Annotated in this window: 14 protein-coding genes, 1 tRNA gene and 1 pseudogene; 8 read left to right on the top strand and 8 right to left on the bottom strand. The window is 62.7% G+C overall.

All coding sequences use genetic code 11. From position 1 onward, the window contains the following. On the top strand, positions 1–912 hold a 912-nt coding region (psbA, locus tag KBY58_RS10305), incomplete at its 5' end, for a photosystem II q(b) protein (protein ID WP_255004247.1). Positions 913–1,050: 138 nt separating this feature from the next. On the opposite strand, the gene KBY58_RS10300 is transcribed toward psbA, so the two are convergent. Further along, a tRNA-Thr gene (locus KBY58_RS10300) sits at positions 1,051–1,122 on the bottom strand. 46 nt (positions 1,123–1,168) lie between these two features. Between KBY58_RS10300 and KBY58_RS10295 the strand changes: the two genes are divergently transcribed. Continuing rightward, a complete protein-coding gene (locus tag KBY58_RS10295; RefSeq protein ID WP_254933947.1) occupies positions 1,169–1,417 on the top strand; it encodes a DUF3493 domain-containing protein in 249 nt (82 codons plus the stop codon). On the opposite strand, the gene KBY58_RS10290 is transcribed toward KBY58_RS10295, so the two are convergent. From KBY58_RS10290 to KBY58_RS10265, 6 genes are all read right to left on the bottom strand, one after another. Further along, entirely contained in the window at positions 1,340–2,179 is an 840-nt protein-coding gene (locus KBY58_RS10290; protein ID WP_255004246.1) for a low-complexity tail membrane protein, read from the bottom strand. The two genes, KBY58_RS10295 and KBY58_RS10290, sit on opposite strands and share 78 nt — an antisense overlap. A gap of 9 nt (positions 2,180–2,188) precedes the next feature. Beyond that, the gene (gene infB / locus KBY58_RS10285; protein WP_255004245.1) at positions 2,189–5,560 is read right to left on the bottom strand and encodes a translation initiation factor IF-2; all 3,372 of its coding nucleotides are present in this window, start codon (positions 5,558–5,560) and stop codon (positions 2,189–2,191) included. A gap of 83 nt (positions 5,561–5,643) precedes the next feature. Beyond that, entirely contained in the window at positions 5,644–5,922 is a 279-nt protein-coding gene (locus KBY58_RS10280; protein ID WP_254933944.1) for a YlxR family protein, read from the bottom strand. After that, on the bottom strand, positions 5,919–7,322 hold the full coding sequence (gene nusA, locus KBY58_RS10275) for a transcription termination factor NusA (RefSeq protein ID WP_254933943.1): 1,404 nt from the start codon (positions 7,320–7,322) through the stop codon (positions 5,919–5,921). Before nusA ends, KBY58_RS10280 begins: the two co-directional genes overlap by 4 nt. Positions 7,323–7,357: 35 nt before the next feature. Continuing rightward, positions 7,358–7,825, bottom strand: coding sequence for a ribosome assembly cofactor RimP (locus tag KBY58_RS10270; RefSeq protein ID WP_255004244.1), 468 nt, complete (start codon positions 7,823–7,825; stop codon positions 7,358–7,360). A 161-nt stretch (positions 7,826–7,986) separates the two neighbouring features. Continuing rightward, positions 7,987–8,268: a hypothetical protein gene (locus KBY58_RS10265; protein WP_254933942.1), complete on the bottom strand. Its 282-nt coding sequence runs from the start codon at positions 8,266–8,268 to the stop codon at positions 7,987–7,989. Between the two features lie 84 nt (positions 8,269–8,352). Between KBY58_RS10265 and KBY58_RS10260 the strand changes: the two genes are divergently transcribed. Together KBY58_RS10260 and rpiA are read left to right on the top strand one after the other, a co-directional pair. Beyond that, positions 8,353–9,471 carry a trypsin-like peptidase domain-containing protein gene (locus KBY58_RS10260; protein ID WP_255004242.1) on the top strand — a complete coding sequence of 373 codons (1,119 nt, stop codon included), beginning with the start codon at positions 8,353–8,355 and terminating at the stop codon, positions 9,469–9,471. A 43-nt stretch (positions 9,472–9,514) separates the two neighbouring features. Continuing rightward, positions 9,515–10,222, top strand: coding sequence for a ribose-5-phosphate isomerase RpiA (rpiA, locus tag KBY58_RS10255; RefSeq protein ID WP_255004240.1), 708 nt, complete (start codon positions 9,515–9,517; stop codon positions 10,220–10,222). A gap of 13 nt (positions 10,223–10,235) precedes the next feature. Here the strand turns inward: rpiA and hisD are convergent, their stop codons facing one another. Further along, positions 10,236–11,546 (bottom strand): histidinol dehydrogenase, encoded by a 1,311-nt coding sequence (hisD, locus tag KBY58_RS10250; protein WP_255004239.1) that lies wholly within the window; start codon positions 11,544–11,546, stop codon positions 10,236–10,238. Positions 11,547–11,666: 120 nt separating this feature from the next. On the opposite strand from hisD, the gene rpsT reads away from it, so the two are divergent. From rpsT to rpoC1, 4 genes and pseudogenes are all read left to right on the top strand, one after another. Continuing rightward, entirely contained in the window at positions 11,667–11,993 is a 327-nt protein-coding gene (gene rpsT, locus KBY58_RS10245) for a 30S ribosomal protein S20 (protein ID WP_254933939.1), read from the top strand. Between the two features lie 46 nt (positions 11,994–12,039). Beyond that, positions 12,040–12,822, top strand: a complete 783-nt coding sequence (locus tag KBY58_RS10240; protein WP_254934057.1) for a TatD family hydrolase — start codon at positions 12,040–12,042, stop codon at positions 12,820–12,822. Between the two features lie 190 nt (positions 12,823–13,012). After that, positions 13,013–16,303, top strand: a complete 3,291-nt coding sequence (gene rpoB, locus KBY58_RS10235) for a DNA-directed RNA polymerase subunit beta (RefSeq protein WP_255004237.1) — start codon at positions 13,013–13,015, stop codon at positions 16,301–16,303. A 48-nt stretch (positions 16,304–16,351) separates the two neighbouring features. Further along, positions 16,352–16,719 (top strand): annotated as a pseudogene (gene rpoC1 / locus KBY58_RS10230) (DNA-directed RNA polymerase subunit gamma); the annotation flags it as partial.

Raw genomic sequence — 16,719 nt, 5'->3', positions numbered from 1 at the left:
CCCGTCGACATCGACGGCATCCGTGAGCCCGTTGCCGGTTCACTGATGTACGGCAACAACATCATCTCCGGTGCTGTTGTTCCTTCCAGCAATGCCATTGGCTTGCACTTCTATCCCATCTGGGAAGCCGCCAGCCTCGATGAGTGGCTGTACAACGGTGGTCCTTTCCAACTGGTGATCTTCCACTTCCTGATCGGCATCTACGCCTACATGGGACGTGAGTGGGAACTTTCCTACCGCCTCGGCATGCGCCCCTGGATCTGCGTTGCATACAGCGCACCTGTGGCTGCTGCCTCTGCTGTCTTCCTGGTTTATCCCTTCGGTCAGGGCTCCTTCTCGGACGCCATGCCCCTGGGCATCTCCGGCACCTTCAACTACATGTTGGTGTTCCAGGCTGAGCACAACATCCTGATGCACCCCTTCCACATGCTTGGTGTGGCTGGCGTCTTCGGTGGTTCACTGTTCTCCGCCATGCACGGCTCACTGGTTACCTCTTCTTTGGTGCGTGAAACCACCGAAAGCGAGAGCCAGAACTACGGCTACAAGTTCGGCCAAGAAGAAGAGACCTACAACATCGTGGCTGCCCACGGTTACTTCGGTCGCCTGATCTTCCAATACGCCAGCTTCAACAACAGCCGCAGCCTGCACTTCTTCCTTGCTGCCTGGCCCGTTGTCGGCATCTGGTTCACCGCCCTGGGCGTGAGCACGATGGCCTTCAACCTGAACGGCTTCAACTTCAACCAGTCGATCTTGGATTCCCAGGGTCGTGTGCTCAACACCTGGGCTGACGTTCTGAACCGCGCTGGTCTGGGCATGGAAGTAATGCACGAGCGCAACGCTCACAACTTCCCGCTTGACCTGGCTGCTGCAGAAGCTACCCCCGTAGCTCTGACCGCCCCTGCAATCGGCTGAGGCTAAAAGCTTCAACTGTTTCCAGAGCAAATCGACGGAATCCCAGCCCCCCTCTCCTAGAGGGGGGCTTTTTTGTGGCTAAGACCCTGAAAGCAATGCCTGTTACTAACGTGAACTCTTTGACTTAACTATTAAATAAGCCGGTGATCGGATTTGAACCGACGACCTACTGATTACGAATCAGTTGCTCTACCCCTGAGCTACACCGGCCCCTTTGTGAAACTAGCATTGTCCAGCCGCCGATAGGCCTGATTTGATGGGATCGAAGCCCCCTGACCTTGATCCAGAGCTGCGGGCTCGCCTGCTCCAAGAGGTGCGCACGCCATGGCGTGGTTTGAGGCGCGGCATCTGGTTTGCCCTGGTGGCCTCGGCGGGGCTTGGTCTGGCCACCATGGCGATGCGCTTTTCCAGCGGCGAGCTGGTGCCGTCAACCGATTGGATCATCCAGGTGGGTGCCCTGGTCCTGTTTGGGGGCCTCCTCTGGTTCGATCGCAACAGGAGCTGACTCACTAGGACCAACCCCCTGAGACTTTTCGATCGGCGTAAAAGCCACATCAGTGATTTCTGGCCCCAGCGCCGGCCCTATGTCTGGCTCTGTCGTCGGGGCTGGCTCTGTATCTGGCACCGCCAGCTGTATTGACTCCTGGGGCTCAACTATCGCCTGGGCAGGGGGAGCCGGTAATTCCTGGCCTGGTTCGAGCTCACGCAGCTGCATCCAGGGCAGCCCAAGGCAAAGTCGTGCCTTGGGCTGTTGAGCATCGCCGCCGCTGTCTGGGGCCTTGGGCTGACCTTTGAGCAGCCAGGTCGCTTGCACCAGCTGCTGCCACTGCCAGACCATCAAGGCCAGCACCGGTGCACAGAGCAGTAGGGAGGTGAGGCGATTGGCCCGGGGGATTAGGGCAAAGCTGGTGGCCAGCACCGAAGTGCGATCAAGCCATAGCAACAGGGGCAGTAGCAAAAGAGTGCCACTGGCCAGTAGGAGCTTGAAGGGCATCCCTAGGGGGATTGCCGTGATGTTCTGTTGCTCAGGTCGGCGCTTGCTGCCTGGGGCCTGAACTAGGAGCAGTGAAAAAGGATCGGGCGGCTTCAGCCAAAACACCACCGAAGGTGCAACTGCCCCCAGTCCCCAGACCAGCAGCCATTCCAGTAGGGGAAAGCGGCCAGGATCACTGCCCGCCAGCAACACCAGCACCAGCAACAGCTCCAGTGGGATGGCCCCTAGGCCAACCAGCTGGAGCCAAAGCAGGGGCTCGCGGCGGGGATTCACTGTCTAGCCCTAGGTGCTGAGGGTGCGGCGCTGGGTGACGAGCTTGAAGGCCTCGGCCCGATCCCCCTCCTGCCAGCCATTGAAGCGATCGGTGCCAATGCCGCACTCGAAGCCCGTGGCCACTTCCTTGACGTCGTCCTTATTGCGGCGCAGGGAGTCGAGATCGCCCTCGTAGACCTTTTCCTTGCCCCGGAAGACGCGCACCTTGCAGTTGCGCTGCAGTTTGCCACTGGTGACATAGCAGCCAGCTACGGCGCTCTTGCCGATCGTGAACACAGCGCGCACTTCGGCTTCGCCCAGGCTTTCTTCCACCAACTCTGGCTCCAGCAGACCTTCCATGGCCATCTGGATGTCTTCCAGCAGTTTGTAAATCACCTCGTAGTCGCGCACATCGACGCCGGTGGCATCGGCGGCCCGCTTGGCCCCTGGGGCCATGGAGGTGTTGAAGCCCACGATCACGGCGCCAGAGGCTGCCGCTAGGTCCACATCGGTTTCGGTGATTTCGCCCGGCGCCGAAAGCAGTACCCGCACCTGCACCTCGCCCTGGGGCAGCTGCTCGAGGGAGCCAAGGATGGCCTCCACGGAACCCTGCACGTCGGCCTTGAGGATCAGGTTCAGTTCCTTGAGGTCGCCTTCGCTTGCCTGACCAGACATCGAGGCGAGTGAAACCCGACGGGAGGCCATTTGCTGGGCCAGGCGGGTGGCGCGGGCTTCGTTGGCCCGGTCTCCGACCACGGCCCGAGCTGTTTTCTCATCGGGATAGACCTCGAACTCATCACCGGCGGTGGGCACTTCGCTGAAGCCCAGGGCCTCCACCGCGTAGGAGGGCCCAGCCTCCTTGACCCGTTTGCCGGTGTCGTCGACCATGGCGCGCACCTTGCCCAGCACGGGGCCTGCCGCCAGCACATTGCCGGCCCGCAGGGTGCCGTTTTGGATCAGCAGAGTTGCAACCGGGCCCTTTGCCTTGTCGAGGTGGGCTTCGATCACAGTGCCCTTGGCCATCCGCTCGGGGTTGGCCTGCAGGTCTTCCACTTCGGTGACCAGCAGGATCATCTCCAGCAACTTGTCGACGTTTTCGCCCTTGATGGCACTGACGGGCACCATCACGGTGTTGCCGCCCCAGTCTTCCGCCACCAATTCGAGGGCAGAAAGCTCCTGTTTGACCCGATCTGGCGAAGCCCCCTCCTTGTCGATCTTGTTGATCGCCACCACGATCGGCACCTCGGCGGCCCGGGCGTGGCTGATCGCCTCCAGGGTCTGGGGGCGAACGCCGTCGTCGGCTGCCACCACCAGCACGGCCACGTCTGTGACCTTGGTGCCGCGGGCACGCATGGCCGTAAAGGCTTCGTGGCCAGGGGTGTCGAGGAAGGTGATCTTGCGCTCTTCTCCACCGTGGGGAACGGTCACCTGGTAAGCACCGATGTGCTGGGTAATGCCTCCGGCTTCGCCGGCGGCCACCCTGGTTTTGCGGATCGCATCCAGCAGGCTGGTTTTGCCGTGGTCCACGTGGCCCATCACGGTGACCACGGGCGGGCGACGGATCAGGTAGGCGAGGTCGCTCTCCTCGATCATCTCCACCGTCTTCTTGGCCGCCTCTTGGACGTCGTCCTCGAGGACGGGCACACCAAATTCTTCAGCAACCGCCTCGATTGTGGAGAGGTCGAGGGTCTGGGTGACCGTGGCAATTACGCCACGGAAGAAGAGGCTCTTGATGATTTCAGAGCTCTCGACGCTGAGTTTGTCGGCCAGCTCCTGCACCGTGAGGTTCCCCTCCGGCACGATCAGCATTTCTGGCCGCACCTGCTTGGCCTCGCGGGAGGCACGCAGCTCCATGGCCCGGCGACGCTGGCGCTGGCGGGTGGTTTCCTTCTTGCGCTTGCGCATCGCCGCCATCGGCTTGGCAGCAGCTCCACCGGCGCTGCGGGGCTTGGCGGGCCTGGCCAGGCTGGCCTGCAGCACCACTGCTTCCTGTTCGCCGGCAAATCCGCCGGTTTCAGCAGTCAGGGCATCATCGTTTTCACCAATGATGTGCACCTTGGTGCGCTGTTTTTGAGGTGTACGGCTGCGCAGTGCCTCCAGCTTGGCGCTGTCATCCCAGTCGGGCCTGCGGGGGCGGCCGGCAGCTCCCGCAGGGGTGGCCGCGCGGAAACCGGGGCGCCTGGGGGCCGAGGGGGGAGTGGCCGCGGGGCGCACCAGATCGGTAGTGCCAGTGCCACCGCCAGGACCCGCCGCACCCGCTTCGCTGCGCTCACCGGCGCGGCGCGGCGGTGGTGCTATTGACCTACCTGGGCCTGGTTTCTGCAGCTGCATCAGCTCGCCAGGGGCCACCGGCTTGCGCATTCCCGTGGGCATGCCAGGCCTGCCTGGAGCGGCAGGGCGATTGCCGCCGGCTCCACCAGGGCCTTCGCTGTCGCGGCGAATTGGTTTGCCCACCAGCTCAAGGGGGCTGGGGGCGGGGCGGCCAGGGGCACTGCCGGCGGCCCGACCTTCCTGGCCTGGGCGGATGGGGGCTGGGGCTCCCGAACGCTGGGGTGCCGGGGGGCGCTGGCTCAGGGGTGCCCTGCCCGCCGGTGGCGCCGGGCGACTGCTGGTGGGGCCTGCGCCTTTAGGTCCGCCGGGGGGGGTGCTTATGGGTCTGCCAACGAGCTGGGGTTTGGCTGCCACGGGCCGTGCGGGGGCGTCGCCCTTGCGGGCTTGGGCAGGTGCTGGTGCAGAAGGACGGGCTGGCGGTTTAGAGGCGATCACCACCGGTTTATTGGGCACCGGCGGTTTGCCGGTGAGGGGCGGCTTGCCAGCTAGGGGGGGCTTTCCCGGGAGGGGAGGTTTCCCAGCTAGGGGGTGCTTGCTGGCGATAACGAGCGGCGGTTTTGCGGCTGGCGCAGCAGGTTTTGCGGCTGGCGCAGCAGGCTGGCCAGGGGCTGCGGCGCTTGGCCGAGCAGGTGGTTGCTGGGGAGCCTGTTGTTTGGGGGCTGGGGGTTTAACGGCAGCCGGGGGTTTGGCAGTGGCTGGTTGGGCAGCGGGGGGCCGGGCCGGGACTGCTGCGGCCATCGACGGAGTTGCGGGCTTCGCCGCAGGAGCGGCCAGTGCTGCGGGCTTTGCGGCTGGCGCTGCGGGCTTCGCAGCTGCAGGCGCAGGGGCCACTACCGCAGGGGCGGCTTTTTTCACCGAGAGAATGGCCTTGCCTGGAGCGGCGGCAGCTGCGCTGCTTTGGGCGCCCTTGTTAATCAGCGAGCGGATTTTTGTTGCCTCGTCGTCGCTAATCGAGCTGCTGTGGCTTTTTGCCGCAACACCCAGCGAAATGGCGGCGTCGAGCACGTCCTTGTTGTCCAGGCCCATGTCCTTAGACAACTCATAAATTCTGACTTTGCCGCTGCTGGTCATTCAGGTCTCCAGTGGACGGTTCCCAGGGGCCGCCGAATCGGGGGCCAACGGGATCCAGGCCGCTTGCACGGGGCGGCCAATGTTCATATTGCCTTAGAGGCGCGATCAACGCTGGTATTCAGTCGTTGTTCGAGGGTTTCGACGATTGTTTCTGCAACTTGGCAGCGCAAGGCCCGTTGCAAACGTTTTCGTCGTTTCGCCTCCTCAAAACACTCCTGGTTGGGACAGAGGTAAGCCGATCGGCCCATGCCCTGATCCAACCCGATTCCCCCTTCGGCGAGCCTGATGATCCGCCACAACTGCTGACGATCCAGCAATTCGCGACAGCTCACACAGCGCCGAAGCACAGGCCGAGAACTCACCGGGCTCCTTCCTCTTCGGGGGCTTCTTCTTCTGGAGCTGCTTCTTCTGGAGCTGCCTCCTGGGGTGCTTCTTCGTAGTCGTACTCGGCCTCGGCGTATTCCTCGTCGTCTTCGGGTAGGGGATAGAGCTCCCGCAGACGGGCATCTTCTTCAGCCCGCAGAGCTTGTTCCGCCTCAAGTCGGGCCTCCACCTCGGCCTGCTGGGCCTCCTCTTCCTGGCGTTGGGCGATCAGTTCGGAGACCACCGAGTCTTCGGTGGCCTGGTCGTACTCCGAGGCATTTTTGATGTCGATTTTCCAGCCGGTCAGGCGGGCCGCCAGGCGCACGTTCTGGCCTTCCCGGCCTATGGCCAGGCTGAGCTGATCGGGGGGAACCAGCACGTGGGCGTGCTGACCTTGGGGATCAACCAAGCGCACCATCTCAACCCGGGCCGGGCTCAGGGAATTGGCAATGTATTGGCCAGGATCTGGAGACCAGCGAATTACGTCAATTTTTTCGCCCCGCAGCTCGTTGACCACCTGTTGGATTCGGGAACCTCGGGCGCCGATGCAGGCCCCCACCGGATCCACCTCCCGTTCGACGCTGTCTACAGCCACCTTGGTGCGGGGGCCCACTGACCGGCTTGGCGGATTTGCTTCCCTGGCCACGGCCACGATGCGCACGGAACCCTCCTGGATTTCAGGCACCTCGTTTTCAAACAAATACACCACGAGGCCGGCATTTGAGCGGCTCACGAACAGCTGGGGGCCGCGCCGGGCAATCTCACTGACTTCCTTCAGGAACACCTTGAAGGTGGCGTTGGCCCGGTAGTTGTCGTTGGGCAATTGGTCGCGGCGCGGTAATTCCGCTTCCACCTCTGGCCTGCCCAGGCCAGAACTGACGGCCATAATTATGGATTGGCGCTCAAAGCGAATGACCCTGGCGGTCAGCACAGGATCTTCCAGGTCCGCAAATTCCTCTTGGATCATGCGGCGCTGCTGATCGCGCAGCTTCTGGGCCAACACTTGCTTGGTGGTGGAGGCCGCCATGCGGCCAAAGTCATCCTTCTCGGGAGTTACGTCCAAGACGACCGTGTCGCCGATTTGGGCGTCTTCGGCCACCTGCTGGACTTCGGCCAGGGATATCTGGTGGTCTTCGCTTTCCACCTCTTCCACAATGATTTTTGAGGCCAGCACCCGATAGCCCTCCTCGTCCAGTTCGAGGCCAACATCGAAGTTGGAGAAGTAGTCCTCCTCGAAGGGGTCTTCGCTGATGCCCAGGTAAAGGGTGCGTCGGTAGCGCTCATAGCCCTTAAGCAGCGCTTCGCGCAGGGCGGCCTCCACCACGGCTGGAGCCAGTTTCTTCTCTTCGCTGATGTCCTCGATCAGGTTGTTGAGACCGGGGAGCAGAACCAGGGCCATGGATCAGGGGTGGGGAATGGTCTTGGGTTGGGAGATCAGGTGGTTGGAGTTACCAAACGCACACTGATCACATCTGGACGCGGAATGCGCTTGATGCGGCCCCGCAGGTTTAAGTGCAAGGCATCGGCGTCACGCTCGAGCAGGAGCCCTTCGCTGCAGACCGTTTCGCCTTTGGCATCGCGGAATTCCACTTCGATTGGGAAGCCGCGAAAACTGCGGAAATCCCGATCGTCCTGAAGTTCGTCGCTGACGCCAGGGCTACTGATCTCCAAAACATAGGGCTCGAGCAGCAAGCTCGCCGCTTCTATGGCTTCACCAAGGGGGGCACTCATGGAGGCGCATTCGTCGAGACTGATGTCGCCGCCATCGGCTCGCTGCACCAGTACCTGCACTGTCATCGGAATGCGATGGCTGTGCACCTGGATGCCGCGCAGCACGAATCCCGATGCAGCCATGGCCTCCAGGGCCAGCTTTTCGAGCTCTGTGGTGGGCGGGGTGGTCAAAGCTGCAGGTGGGCAGGGATTGGGCACCCGCCGGCATCTGCAGTTTTTGAAACTGCCCTAGGAAAGTGACCCGGTAATCAAACCAGGATTTCTTAGGGATGCCCGCCGGGCACAAATTCACCTTAGTGGATGGGTTATTCGGGCCCACAGGGCTGGGCCGCTTAATCCTCAGGGCCGCCGGGAGTGGGGGGCAGGTTGATCATTGGCGCCTCGGCGAAATAATCGCTCTTTTGCACGGTTCCCCTCAAGCTGGCATCAAGGTTGATGCATTGGGACTTCTGCTCAGGAGTGCTCAGGTACTGGCAAACCCTCGCCCATAGCTTGGCGCGGCTGCCCGGTCCCCCCTGGCTGAAGTGCACTAGGTCGTTGCCACCTGCCATGCCCTGGATCTCAACTTGGCAGAGGCTGCAGCGCTGCCGGCTACCGGGAGGTATCTCTGCCATGGGTATCTCGCTAAAAGTTGGTTGTTGCGCATGTGCGCTGATTTCCGCCCAACTTAAGGGGGCCTAGCCCCCTAGCCTTGGCTGATGGCAGTTGTCCACTGGTTGTGTGTGGTCCTGGCGCTCTGCTGGGGTCTGGTTGGTTTGGCGCCGGTGCCGGCGGCTTGGGCCGATCCGATTCCGGAGGCAAGCCACAGTTTCGTGGCCGATGCGGCCCGATTGGTGGGCCCCGCTGTTGTCCGAATTGACACCGAACGGGACGTGGCTCGCCAGCCATTTGATCCGGCCATGCTCGATCCCTTTCTGCGCGATTTGCTTGGTGATCCGGCCGGCAGCATGCGCGAACGGGGCCAGGGATCGGGGGTGGTGATTGATGCTGCTGGGGGTTTGGTCCTAACCAACGCCCACGTGGTCGACAAGGTCGACACCGTGGAGATCACCCTCTCGGATGGGACCCAGCTGGATGGGGCCGTGGTGGGAGCAGATCCTGTGACCGATCTGGCGGTGGTGCGCATTGAGAAGGGCCACCCATTGCAGTCGGCCACCCTGGGCGATTCAGAAGCCCTCGAGGTGGGGGATTGGGCAATCGCCCTTGGCAGCCCCTATGGCCTCGAGCGCACGGTGACCCTGGGCATCATCAGCAGCCTGCATCGCGACATCCATAGCCTTGGTTTTGCAGATAAACGCTTGGATTTGATCCAAACCGATGCGGCGATCAATCCGGGCAATTCCGGAGGACCCTTGATCAATTCAGCCGGCGAGGTGGTGGGTATCAACACCCTGGTGCGCTCCGGTCCAGGGGCCGGACTGGGCTTTGCAATTCCGATCAACTTGGCCAAGGGCGTGGCTGACCAACTCAGCCGCGGCGACCAGGTGCTCCATCCCTATCTCGGCCTCCAGTTGGTGCCCCTCACGGCCCGTCGCGCCCGTGACAACAACAGCGACCCCGGAGCGCTTCTGCAATTGCCGGAGCAGGACGGAGCCCTGGTGCAAAGGGTGCTCCCCGATAGCCCGGCGGAGCGGGCCGGCCTGCGGCGCGGCGATTTGGTGGTGGCCGTAGCCAACAAGCAGGTGGCCGATCCCGGTGCGCTGCTGCAGGTGGTGGAGCGCTCTGCCCTGAATGAGCCTTTGCCCCTGAAGGTGATTAGGGGCCAGCAGGAAATCCAGCTCTCGATCAAGCCCGCGGCCATGCCCTTGGCGGGCTGACTCACCTTGGCTGAGCTACGGTCGCGGCCCCGAGCACACGGACATGTCGGATCTGCAGGACCGGATGAAGCAGGCAGTCGCTGAAGCTGCCATCGAACAGATCCGTGACGGCATGGTTTTGGGATTGGGGTCCGGTTCCACTGCCGCCCTAATGATCCGGGCCCTTGGGGCCAAGTTGCAGCGCGGCGAGCTCAAGGACATCGTTGGGGTAACGACGTCTTTTCAAGGGGAGGTGTTGGCGGCGGAGCTGGGCATCCCCCTCCAGAGCCTCAATGCTGTCAACAGGATTGACCTGGCCATTGATGGCGCCGATGAGGTGGATCCCTCTCTCCAGCTGATCAAGGGTGGCGGCGCTTGCCACGTGCAGGAGAAGTTGGTGGCCCGCCGGGCGGAGCGCTTCGTGGTGGTGGTTGATTCCACCAAGTTGGTGGACACCCTCAACCTGGGCTTCCTGCTGCCCGTAGAAGTGCTGCCCGGTGCCTGGCGCCAGGTGCAGGCCGAGCTGCAGGAATTGGGCGGCGTGGCTGAATTACGGATGGCCGTGCGTAAGGCAGGCCCGGTGGTCACCGACCAGGGCAACCTGGTGCTGGATGTGAAATTTGGCGGAGGGATCGGCGATCCCGAAGGCCTGGAGAAGGAAATTAACAACCTCCCCGGCGTCTTGGAGAACGGCCTGTTCGTAAATCTCACCGACCAGGTGCTCGTCGGCGAGATCGTCGATGGGGTGCCGGGCGTCCGCGAGCTCGCCTAAGCCCCCAGCATCCTTAACCGAGCCGGCGCCGCACTGATTCGGCATGGCTGTGGAGCCCCTCGCTTTCGGCCAGGGTGATCACGGCAGGGCCCGTGGCCTCCAGGGCCGCGCGGTTGAACTGGATCAGGCTGGTGTGGCGCAGGAAGGTCTCCACGCTCAAGGCCCCCGCAAAACGGGCCGTGCCCGAGGTGGGCAGGGTGTGGTTTGGTCCGGCCAGGTAATCCCCCACGGCTTCAGGGCTATGGGGGCCCATGAAGATCGCCCCGGCGTGCTTGATGCGATCGGCCAGGGATTCGGGATCCTCCACCAGCAGCTCCAGGTGTTCGGGGGCAAAGCAATCGCTGAGCTGGGCTGCCTGGTCGAGGTCGCGGCAGACCACGATTAGGCCCCAGTCGCCCAGGGCTTGGCGGGTGATTTCAGCCCTGGGGTGCCCGGCCAACTGGGCCTCCAGGGCCGCCGGCAGGGCCGCCGCCAACTCGGGGCTGGTGGTCAACAGAATGGCCGCGGCTAGGGGGTCGTGTTCGGCTTGGGCCAGCAGATCGGCCGCCACCTGGTCGGCCTTGGCGGTGTGATCTGCGATCACCAGCACCTCGCTGGGGCCGGCCAGGGAATCTATGGCAACCCTGCCATAGACAGCCTTTTTCGCCAGGGTTACGTATAGGTTGCCCGGTCCGCTGACCACATCCACCCGGGGAATCGTTTCGGTGCCATAGGCCAGGGCGGCCACGGCCTGGGCACCACCCACCCGATAGACCTCCTCAACTCCCGCCAGGTGCGCAGCGGCCAAGACGGTGGCATTGGGTTCCCCCTGGGGGCCAGGCGGCGTGACCATCACCAGGCGCTGGACGCCAGCCACCGTGGCCGGCACCGCATTCATCAACACGGTGCTGGGATAGGAGGCCCGGCCCCCGGGCACGTATAAACCCGCCTTTTCCACGGGGCGCCAGCGCCGGCCGAGCCGTTCCCCATGGGGGCCGGTCACGGCCAGGTCCTGGGGGATCTGCTGCTGGTGAAAGGCCAGGATCCGCTGGTGGGCCAGCTCCAGGGCTGCCTGCAAAGGGGCCGGGCATTGCTGCCAGGCCTGGGCCAACCGTTCTTGGGGAATCCGCAGCGGTTCGGGTCGAACGCCATCGAAGCGTTGGGTCAATTCGATCAGGGCCCGATCCCCCTGGCTGCGCACCTGGTCAATTATTTGCTCCACCTTGGCCATTGCCTCAGCCATCTGGGAGCCACTGGTGCGCTCCGCAATTGCGCCCAATCGCTCGGCCGCATGGTCGCGATCCCGCAGGCAGGTGATCGTGAGGGGAGGCGGGGAGGAGACCACGGGCTTTGCAGCGCTGGCAGGGAATCTCAAGTTAGTGCGCCAAAGCTCTGGTCCTTTGCTTGGCCCCCAGGGGGGCGTGAAGGTAAGATCAGAGATTGCTGAACGCGCCTACGACCGCCTGTGGCCAATAACAAGTCTTCGAAAAAGCGCATTGAAGTTGCCGAGCGCAACCGCCTGCGTAACCGCACCTATAAGTCGGGTCTGCGCACCCTTATGAAGCGCTGCTTTGCCGCCGTAACGGCCTACGGGCAAGAGCCGGTTGAGGCCAAGAAGGAGGCTGTGCAAGCCACCATGAATGCTGCCTTCAGCAAGATCGACAAGGCCATCAAGGTAGGTGTGCTGCACCGCAACACCGGTGCCAACCAAAAGTCGCGCCTGAGTTCGGCCGTCAAAAAAGCAATTGAACCCCAAGCCCCAACAGCCCAGGCCAGCGCCGCCCAGGCCTGAGATCCTGGAAGCTCTTCAGGATGGCTGTTCACCGGTTGCAGTTCAACTGGTAGATAGCCATTGCCACATTGTTTTTCGCCAGTTCGATGACGACATCGATCAGGTGGCTGAGCGCTGGCGCCAGGCCGGGGTCCAATCCCTGGTGCATGCCTGTGTGGAGCCGGCGGAAATCCCCGCCATCAGGGCCCTGGCTGACCGCTTCCCCGAGATGCGCTATTCGGTGGGAGTTCACCCGCTGGACACCGAGCATTGGCGCAGTGATACGGCAACGGTGCTCAAGGAGGCCGCCCAGGCCGATGGGCGGGTTGTGGCGATAGGCGAGCTGGGCCTGGACCTATTTCGCGACAAAAACCTCGAAGCCCAACTCGCCATCCTTCGCCCCCAGCTCGATTTGGCGGTGGAGCTTGATCTGCCCGTGATCGTGCACTGCCGCGATGCGGCTGAACCGATGCTGGTGGAGTTGCGGGAGCGGGCCCAGCGCGGAGCCTGCCCCAGGGGGGTGATGCATTGCTGGGGCGGCACCCCGGCGGAAATGGCCGACTTCCTCGAGCTGGGATTTTTTATCAGCTTCAGCGGTTCGGTCACCTTCCCGAAGGCAGAGGCCACCCATGCCTGCGCCCGCCAGGTCCCAGTGGATCGATTCCTGGTGGAAACCGACTGTCCTTTTTTGGCGCCGGTGCCCCGCCGGGGCAAGCGCAACGAACCGGCCTACGTGGCGGCCGTGGCGGCCAAGGTGGCGGAGCTGCGTGGGGAAACGCTCACAAACGTGGCCAATAGCAGTAGTGCCAACGCCTCAAGCCTGTTTGGCCTGACACTTCACAATGTATGATCTTTGACTGGCCCGGATGCGGTAGCGCTTCTTGTTGTCGACGCCTGAAATCTTGAAGTAAATCCGCTGGGTGAGCCCGCAAAGGGCAGCCGTTCCCGCTGGGGGATGGCTGTCTGCGTGGCTTGCCTTCGGGGCTTCAAGGTCCAGGGCCGACCGGTCAATTGTTAACCAGTTCCTGCAGGTTCACCGCATGAGCAGCGCGATCAAGGTCTCCAAGACCGTTACCTACCTACCCGACTTGGTGGAGGTACAGCGCGCCAGTTTCAAATGGTTCCTGGAAAAGGGTCTGATCGAGGAGCTTGAGAGCTTTTCCCCGATCACCGACTACACCGGCAAGTTGGAACTGCACTTCATCGGTAGTGAGTACCGACTGAAGCGTCCCCGCCACGACGTGGAAGAGGCCAAGCGGCGCGATGCGACCTTCGCCTCCCAGATGTATGTGACCTGCCGCCTGGTCAACAAGGAGACCGGCGAGATCAAGGAGCAGGAGGTTTTCATCGGCGAGCTGCCCCTGATGACCGAGCGCGGCACCTTCATCATCAACGGCGCTGAGCGGGTGATCGTTAACCAGATCGTGCGCTCACCTGGGGTCTATTTCAAAGACGAGCAGGACAAAAACGGCCGTAAGACCTTCAACGCCAGCATGATCCCCAACCGGGGTGCCTGGCTCAAGTTCGAAACCGACAAGAACGACCTGCTGCACGTGCGGGTCGACAAAACCCGCAAGATCAATGCCCACGTCTTGATGCGGGCGATAGGTCTGTCAGACAATGACGTGCTCGACAAGCTGCGTCACCCGGAGTACTACCAAAAGTCGATCGAAGCGGCCAACGACGAGGGCATTTCCTCGGAAGACCAGGCCCTGCTTGAGCTCTACAAAAAACTGCGTCCCGGCGAGCCCCCCTCGGTCAGCGGTGGCCAGAGCCTGCTCCACAGCCGTTTCTTCGATCCCAAGCGCTACGACCTAGGTCGGGTGGGTCGCTACAAGATCAATAAAAAACTGCGCCTGACGATCCCAGATGCGGTGCGCATCCTCACCCCCGAGGACGTGCTTAGCACCATTGATTACCTGATCAACCTCGAGCTCGATGTAGGTGGCGCCAGCCTTGATGACATCGACCACCTGGGCAATCGCCGGGTTCGCTCCGTGGGCGAATTGCTGCAAAACCAGGTGCGGGTTGGTCTTAACCGGCTCGAGCGCATCATCAAAGAGCGCATGACCGTGGGCGAGACCGAATCGCTCACCCCCGCCCAGCTGGTGAACCCCAAGCCCTTGGTGGCCGCCATCAAGGAGTTCTTTGGCTCCAGCCAGTTGAGCCAGTTCATGGACCAGACCAACCCCCTGGCGGAGCTGACCCACAAGCGCCGCATCAGCGCCCTCGGCCCTGGCGGCTTAACCCGGGAGCGGGCTGGCTTTGCCGTGCGCGACATTCACCCTTCCCACTACGGCCGGATCTGTCCGATCGAAACTCCGGAAGGTCCCAATGCTGGCCTGATCGGCTCGCTTGCCACCCACGCCCGGGTGAACGAGTACGGCTTCATCGAAACCCCGTTCTGGAAAGTAGAAAACGGCATTGTTCACAAATCCGGAGACCCCCTCTACCTCGCGGCAGACCTCGAGGACGAGTGCCGGGTGGCCCCTGGCGATGTGCCCACCGACGCCGATGGCCGCATCACCGCTGAGCTGGTGCCCGTGCGCTACCGCCAGGACTTCGAGAAAGTTCCCCCCGAGCAGGTGGACTACGTCCAGCTGTCGCCGGTGCAGGTGATTTCAGTGGCCACTTCGCTGATTCCCTTCCTTGAGCACGACGACGCCAACCGCGCCCTGATGGGTTCAAACATGCAGCGCCAGGCCGTGCCCCTGCTGCGTCCCGAGCGCCCCTTGGTGGGTACGGGCCTGGAAACCCAGGTTGCCCGCGACTCCGGCATGGTGCCAATCACTCGGGTGAACGGCACCGTCACCTTTGTGGATGCCACCGCCATCGTTATCCGCGATGAGCAGGGCACCGACCATGTGCACCACCTGCAGAAGTATCAGCGCTCCAACCAGGACACCTGCCTGAACCAGCGCCCCATCGTGCGCCAGGGCGATCCAGTGATCGCCGGCCAAGTGCTGGCCGATGGCTCAGCCTGCGAGGGCGGTGAGATTGCCCTGGGTCAGAACGTTCTGATCGCCTACATGCCTTGGGAGGGTTACAACTACGAAGACGCAATCCTGTTGAGTGACCGTCTTGTTCACGATGATCTCTACACCTCGGTGCATATCGAGAAGTACGAGATTGAAGCGCGCCAGACCAAGCTTGGGCCCGAGGAAATCACCCGCGAGATTCCCAACATCGCCGAGGAAAGCCTTGGCAACCTCGATGAGATGGGCATCATCCGCATCGGCGCCTATGTCGAGAGCGGCGACATCCTTGTGGGCAAAGTGACCCCTAAGGGCGAATCCGACCAGCCCCCTGAGGAGAAACTGCTGCGGGCCATCTTCGGTGAGAAAGCCCGCGACGTGCGCGACAACTCCCTGAGGGTGCCAAGCACCGAAAGGGGTCGCGTTGTTGACGTGCGGATCTATACCCGGGAGCAGGGCGATGAGCTACCGCCCGGCGCAAACATGGTGGTGCGGGTTTATGTGGCCCAGCGCCGCAAGATCCAGGTCGGCGACAAGATGGCCGGTCGCCACGGCAACAAGGGCATCATCAGCCGCATCCTGCCCCAGCAGGACATGCCCTACCTCCCCGATGGCACCCCCATCGACATCGTGCTCAACCCCCTGGGTGTGCCGAGCCGGATGAACGTGGGCCAGGTCTTCGAATGCCTGATGGGCTGGGCCTCTTCCCACCTGGGCTGCCGGGTCAAGGTTGTGCCCTTTGATGAAATGCACGGGGCTGAGAAATCGAAGCAAACCGTGCAGGCCTACCTCGAAGAAGCAGCCAAGCAGCCTGGTAAAGATTGGGTTTATGACCCCCAGAACCCCGGCAAGATCCAACTGATCGACGGTCGCAGTGGCGAGCCCTTCGACCAACCGGTCACGGTTGGCTATGCCCACATCCTCAAACTGGTCCACCTGGTGGACGACAAGATCCACGCCCGCTCCACGGGCCCCTACTCCCTTGTTACCCAGCAGCCGCTTGGTGGTAAGGCCCAGCAGGGCGGCCAGCGTTTGGGTGAGATGGAAGTGTGGGCCCTGGAGGCCTACGGCGCCGCCTACACCCTGCAGGAATTGCTCACCGTCAAGTCCGACGACATGCAAGGCCGCAACGAAGCGCTCAACGCCATCGTCAAGGGCAAGCCCATTCCCCGCCCCGGTACTCCCGAGTCGTTCAAGGTGCTGATGCGTGAGCTGCAGTCCCTCGGACTAGACATCGCTGTTTACACCGATGCAGGTGAGGAAGTCGATCTGATGCAGGACGTCAATCCCCGTCGCAGCACCCCCAGTCGGCCCACCTATGAATCCCTCGGCGTCGCGGATTACGACGACGACTGATCGCTGAATAAGTCCCCCCTCTCTCGATCTCCGCGCGCCTAACTACCGATGTCCAACAGCAACCTCCGCACCGAAAACCACTTCGACTACGTCAAGATCACGCTCGCTTCGCCCGATCGGATCATGCAGTGGGGGCAGCGCACGCTGCCTAACGGCCAGGTGGTGGGTGAGGTAACGAAGCCCGAAACCATCAACTACCGCACGCTCAAGCCAGAAATGGATGGGCTGTTCTGCGAGAAGATCTTTGGCCCCTCCAAGGATTGGGAGTGCCACTGCGGTAAGTACAAGCGGGTGCGTCACCGCGGCATCGTCTGCGAGCGCTGCGGCGTGGAGGTCACCGAGAGCCGGGTCCGCCGGCACCGCATGGGCTTCATCAAGCTGGCGGCCCCCGTGTCCCACGTTTGGTATCTGAAGGG

Source organism: Cyanobium sp. HWJ4-Hawea (assembly GCF_024345815.1).
Lineage (GTDB): Bacteria > Cyanobacteriota > Cyanobacteriia > PCC-6307 > Cyanobiaceae > Cyanobium_A.
The sequence above is the reverse complement of the archived record's forward strand: the minus strand, read 5'-3'. Positions and strand labels throughout refer to the sequence as shown.

Bases quoted from the DNA above. Each gene is read 5' to 3' on its own strand.
- rpiA (WP_255004240.1), top strand. From the start codon at position 9,515: ATGTCGGATCTGCAGGACCGGATGAAGCAGGCAGTCGCTGAAGCTGCC.
- infB (WP_255004245.1), bottom strand. From the start codon at position 5,560: ATGACCAGCAGCGGCAAAGTCAGAATTTATGAGTTGTCTAAGGACATG.
- KBY58_RS10260 (WP_255004242.1), top strand. From the start codon at position 8,353: ATGGCAGTTGTCCACTGGTTGTGTGTGGTCCTGGCGCTCTGCTGGGGT.
- nusA (WP_254933943.1), bottom strand. From the start codon at position 7,322: ATGGCCCTGGTTCTGCTCCCCGGTCTCAACAACCTGATCGAGGACATC.
- rpoB (WP_255004237.1), top strand. From the start codon at position 13,013: ATGAGCAGCGCGATCAAGGTCTCCAAGACCGTTACCTACCTACCCGAC.
- KBY58_RS10295 (WP_254933947.1), top strand. From the start codon at position 1,169: ATGGGATCGAAGCCCCCTGACCTTGATCCAGAGCTGCGGGCTCGCCTG.
- KBY58_RS10265 (WP_254933942.1), bottom strand. From the start codon at position 8,268: ATGGCAGAGATACCTCCCGGTAGCCGGCAGCGCTGCAGCCTCTGCCAA.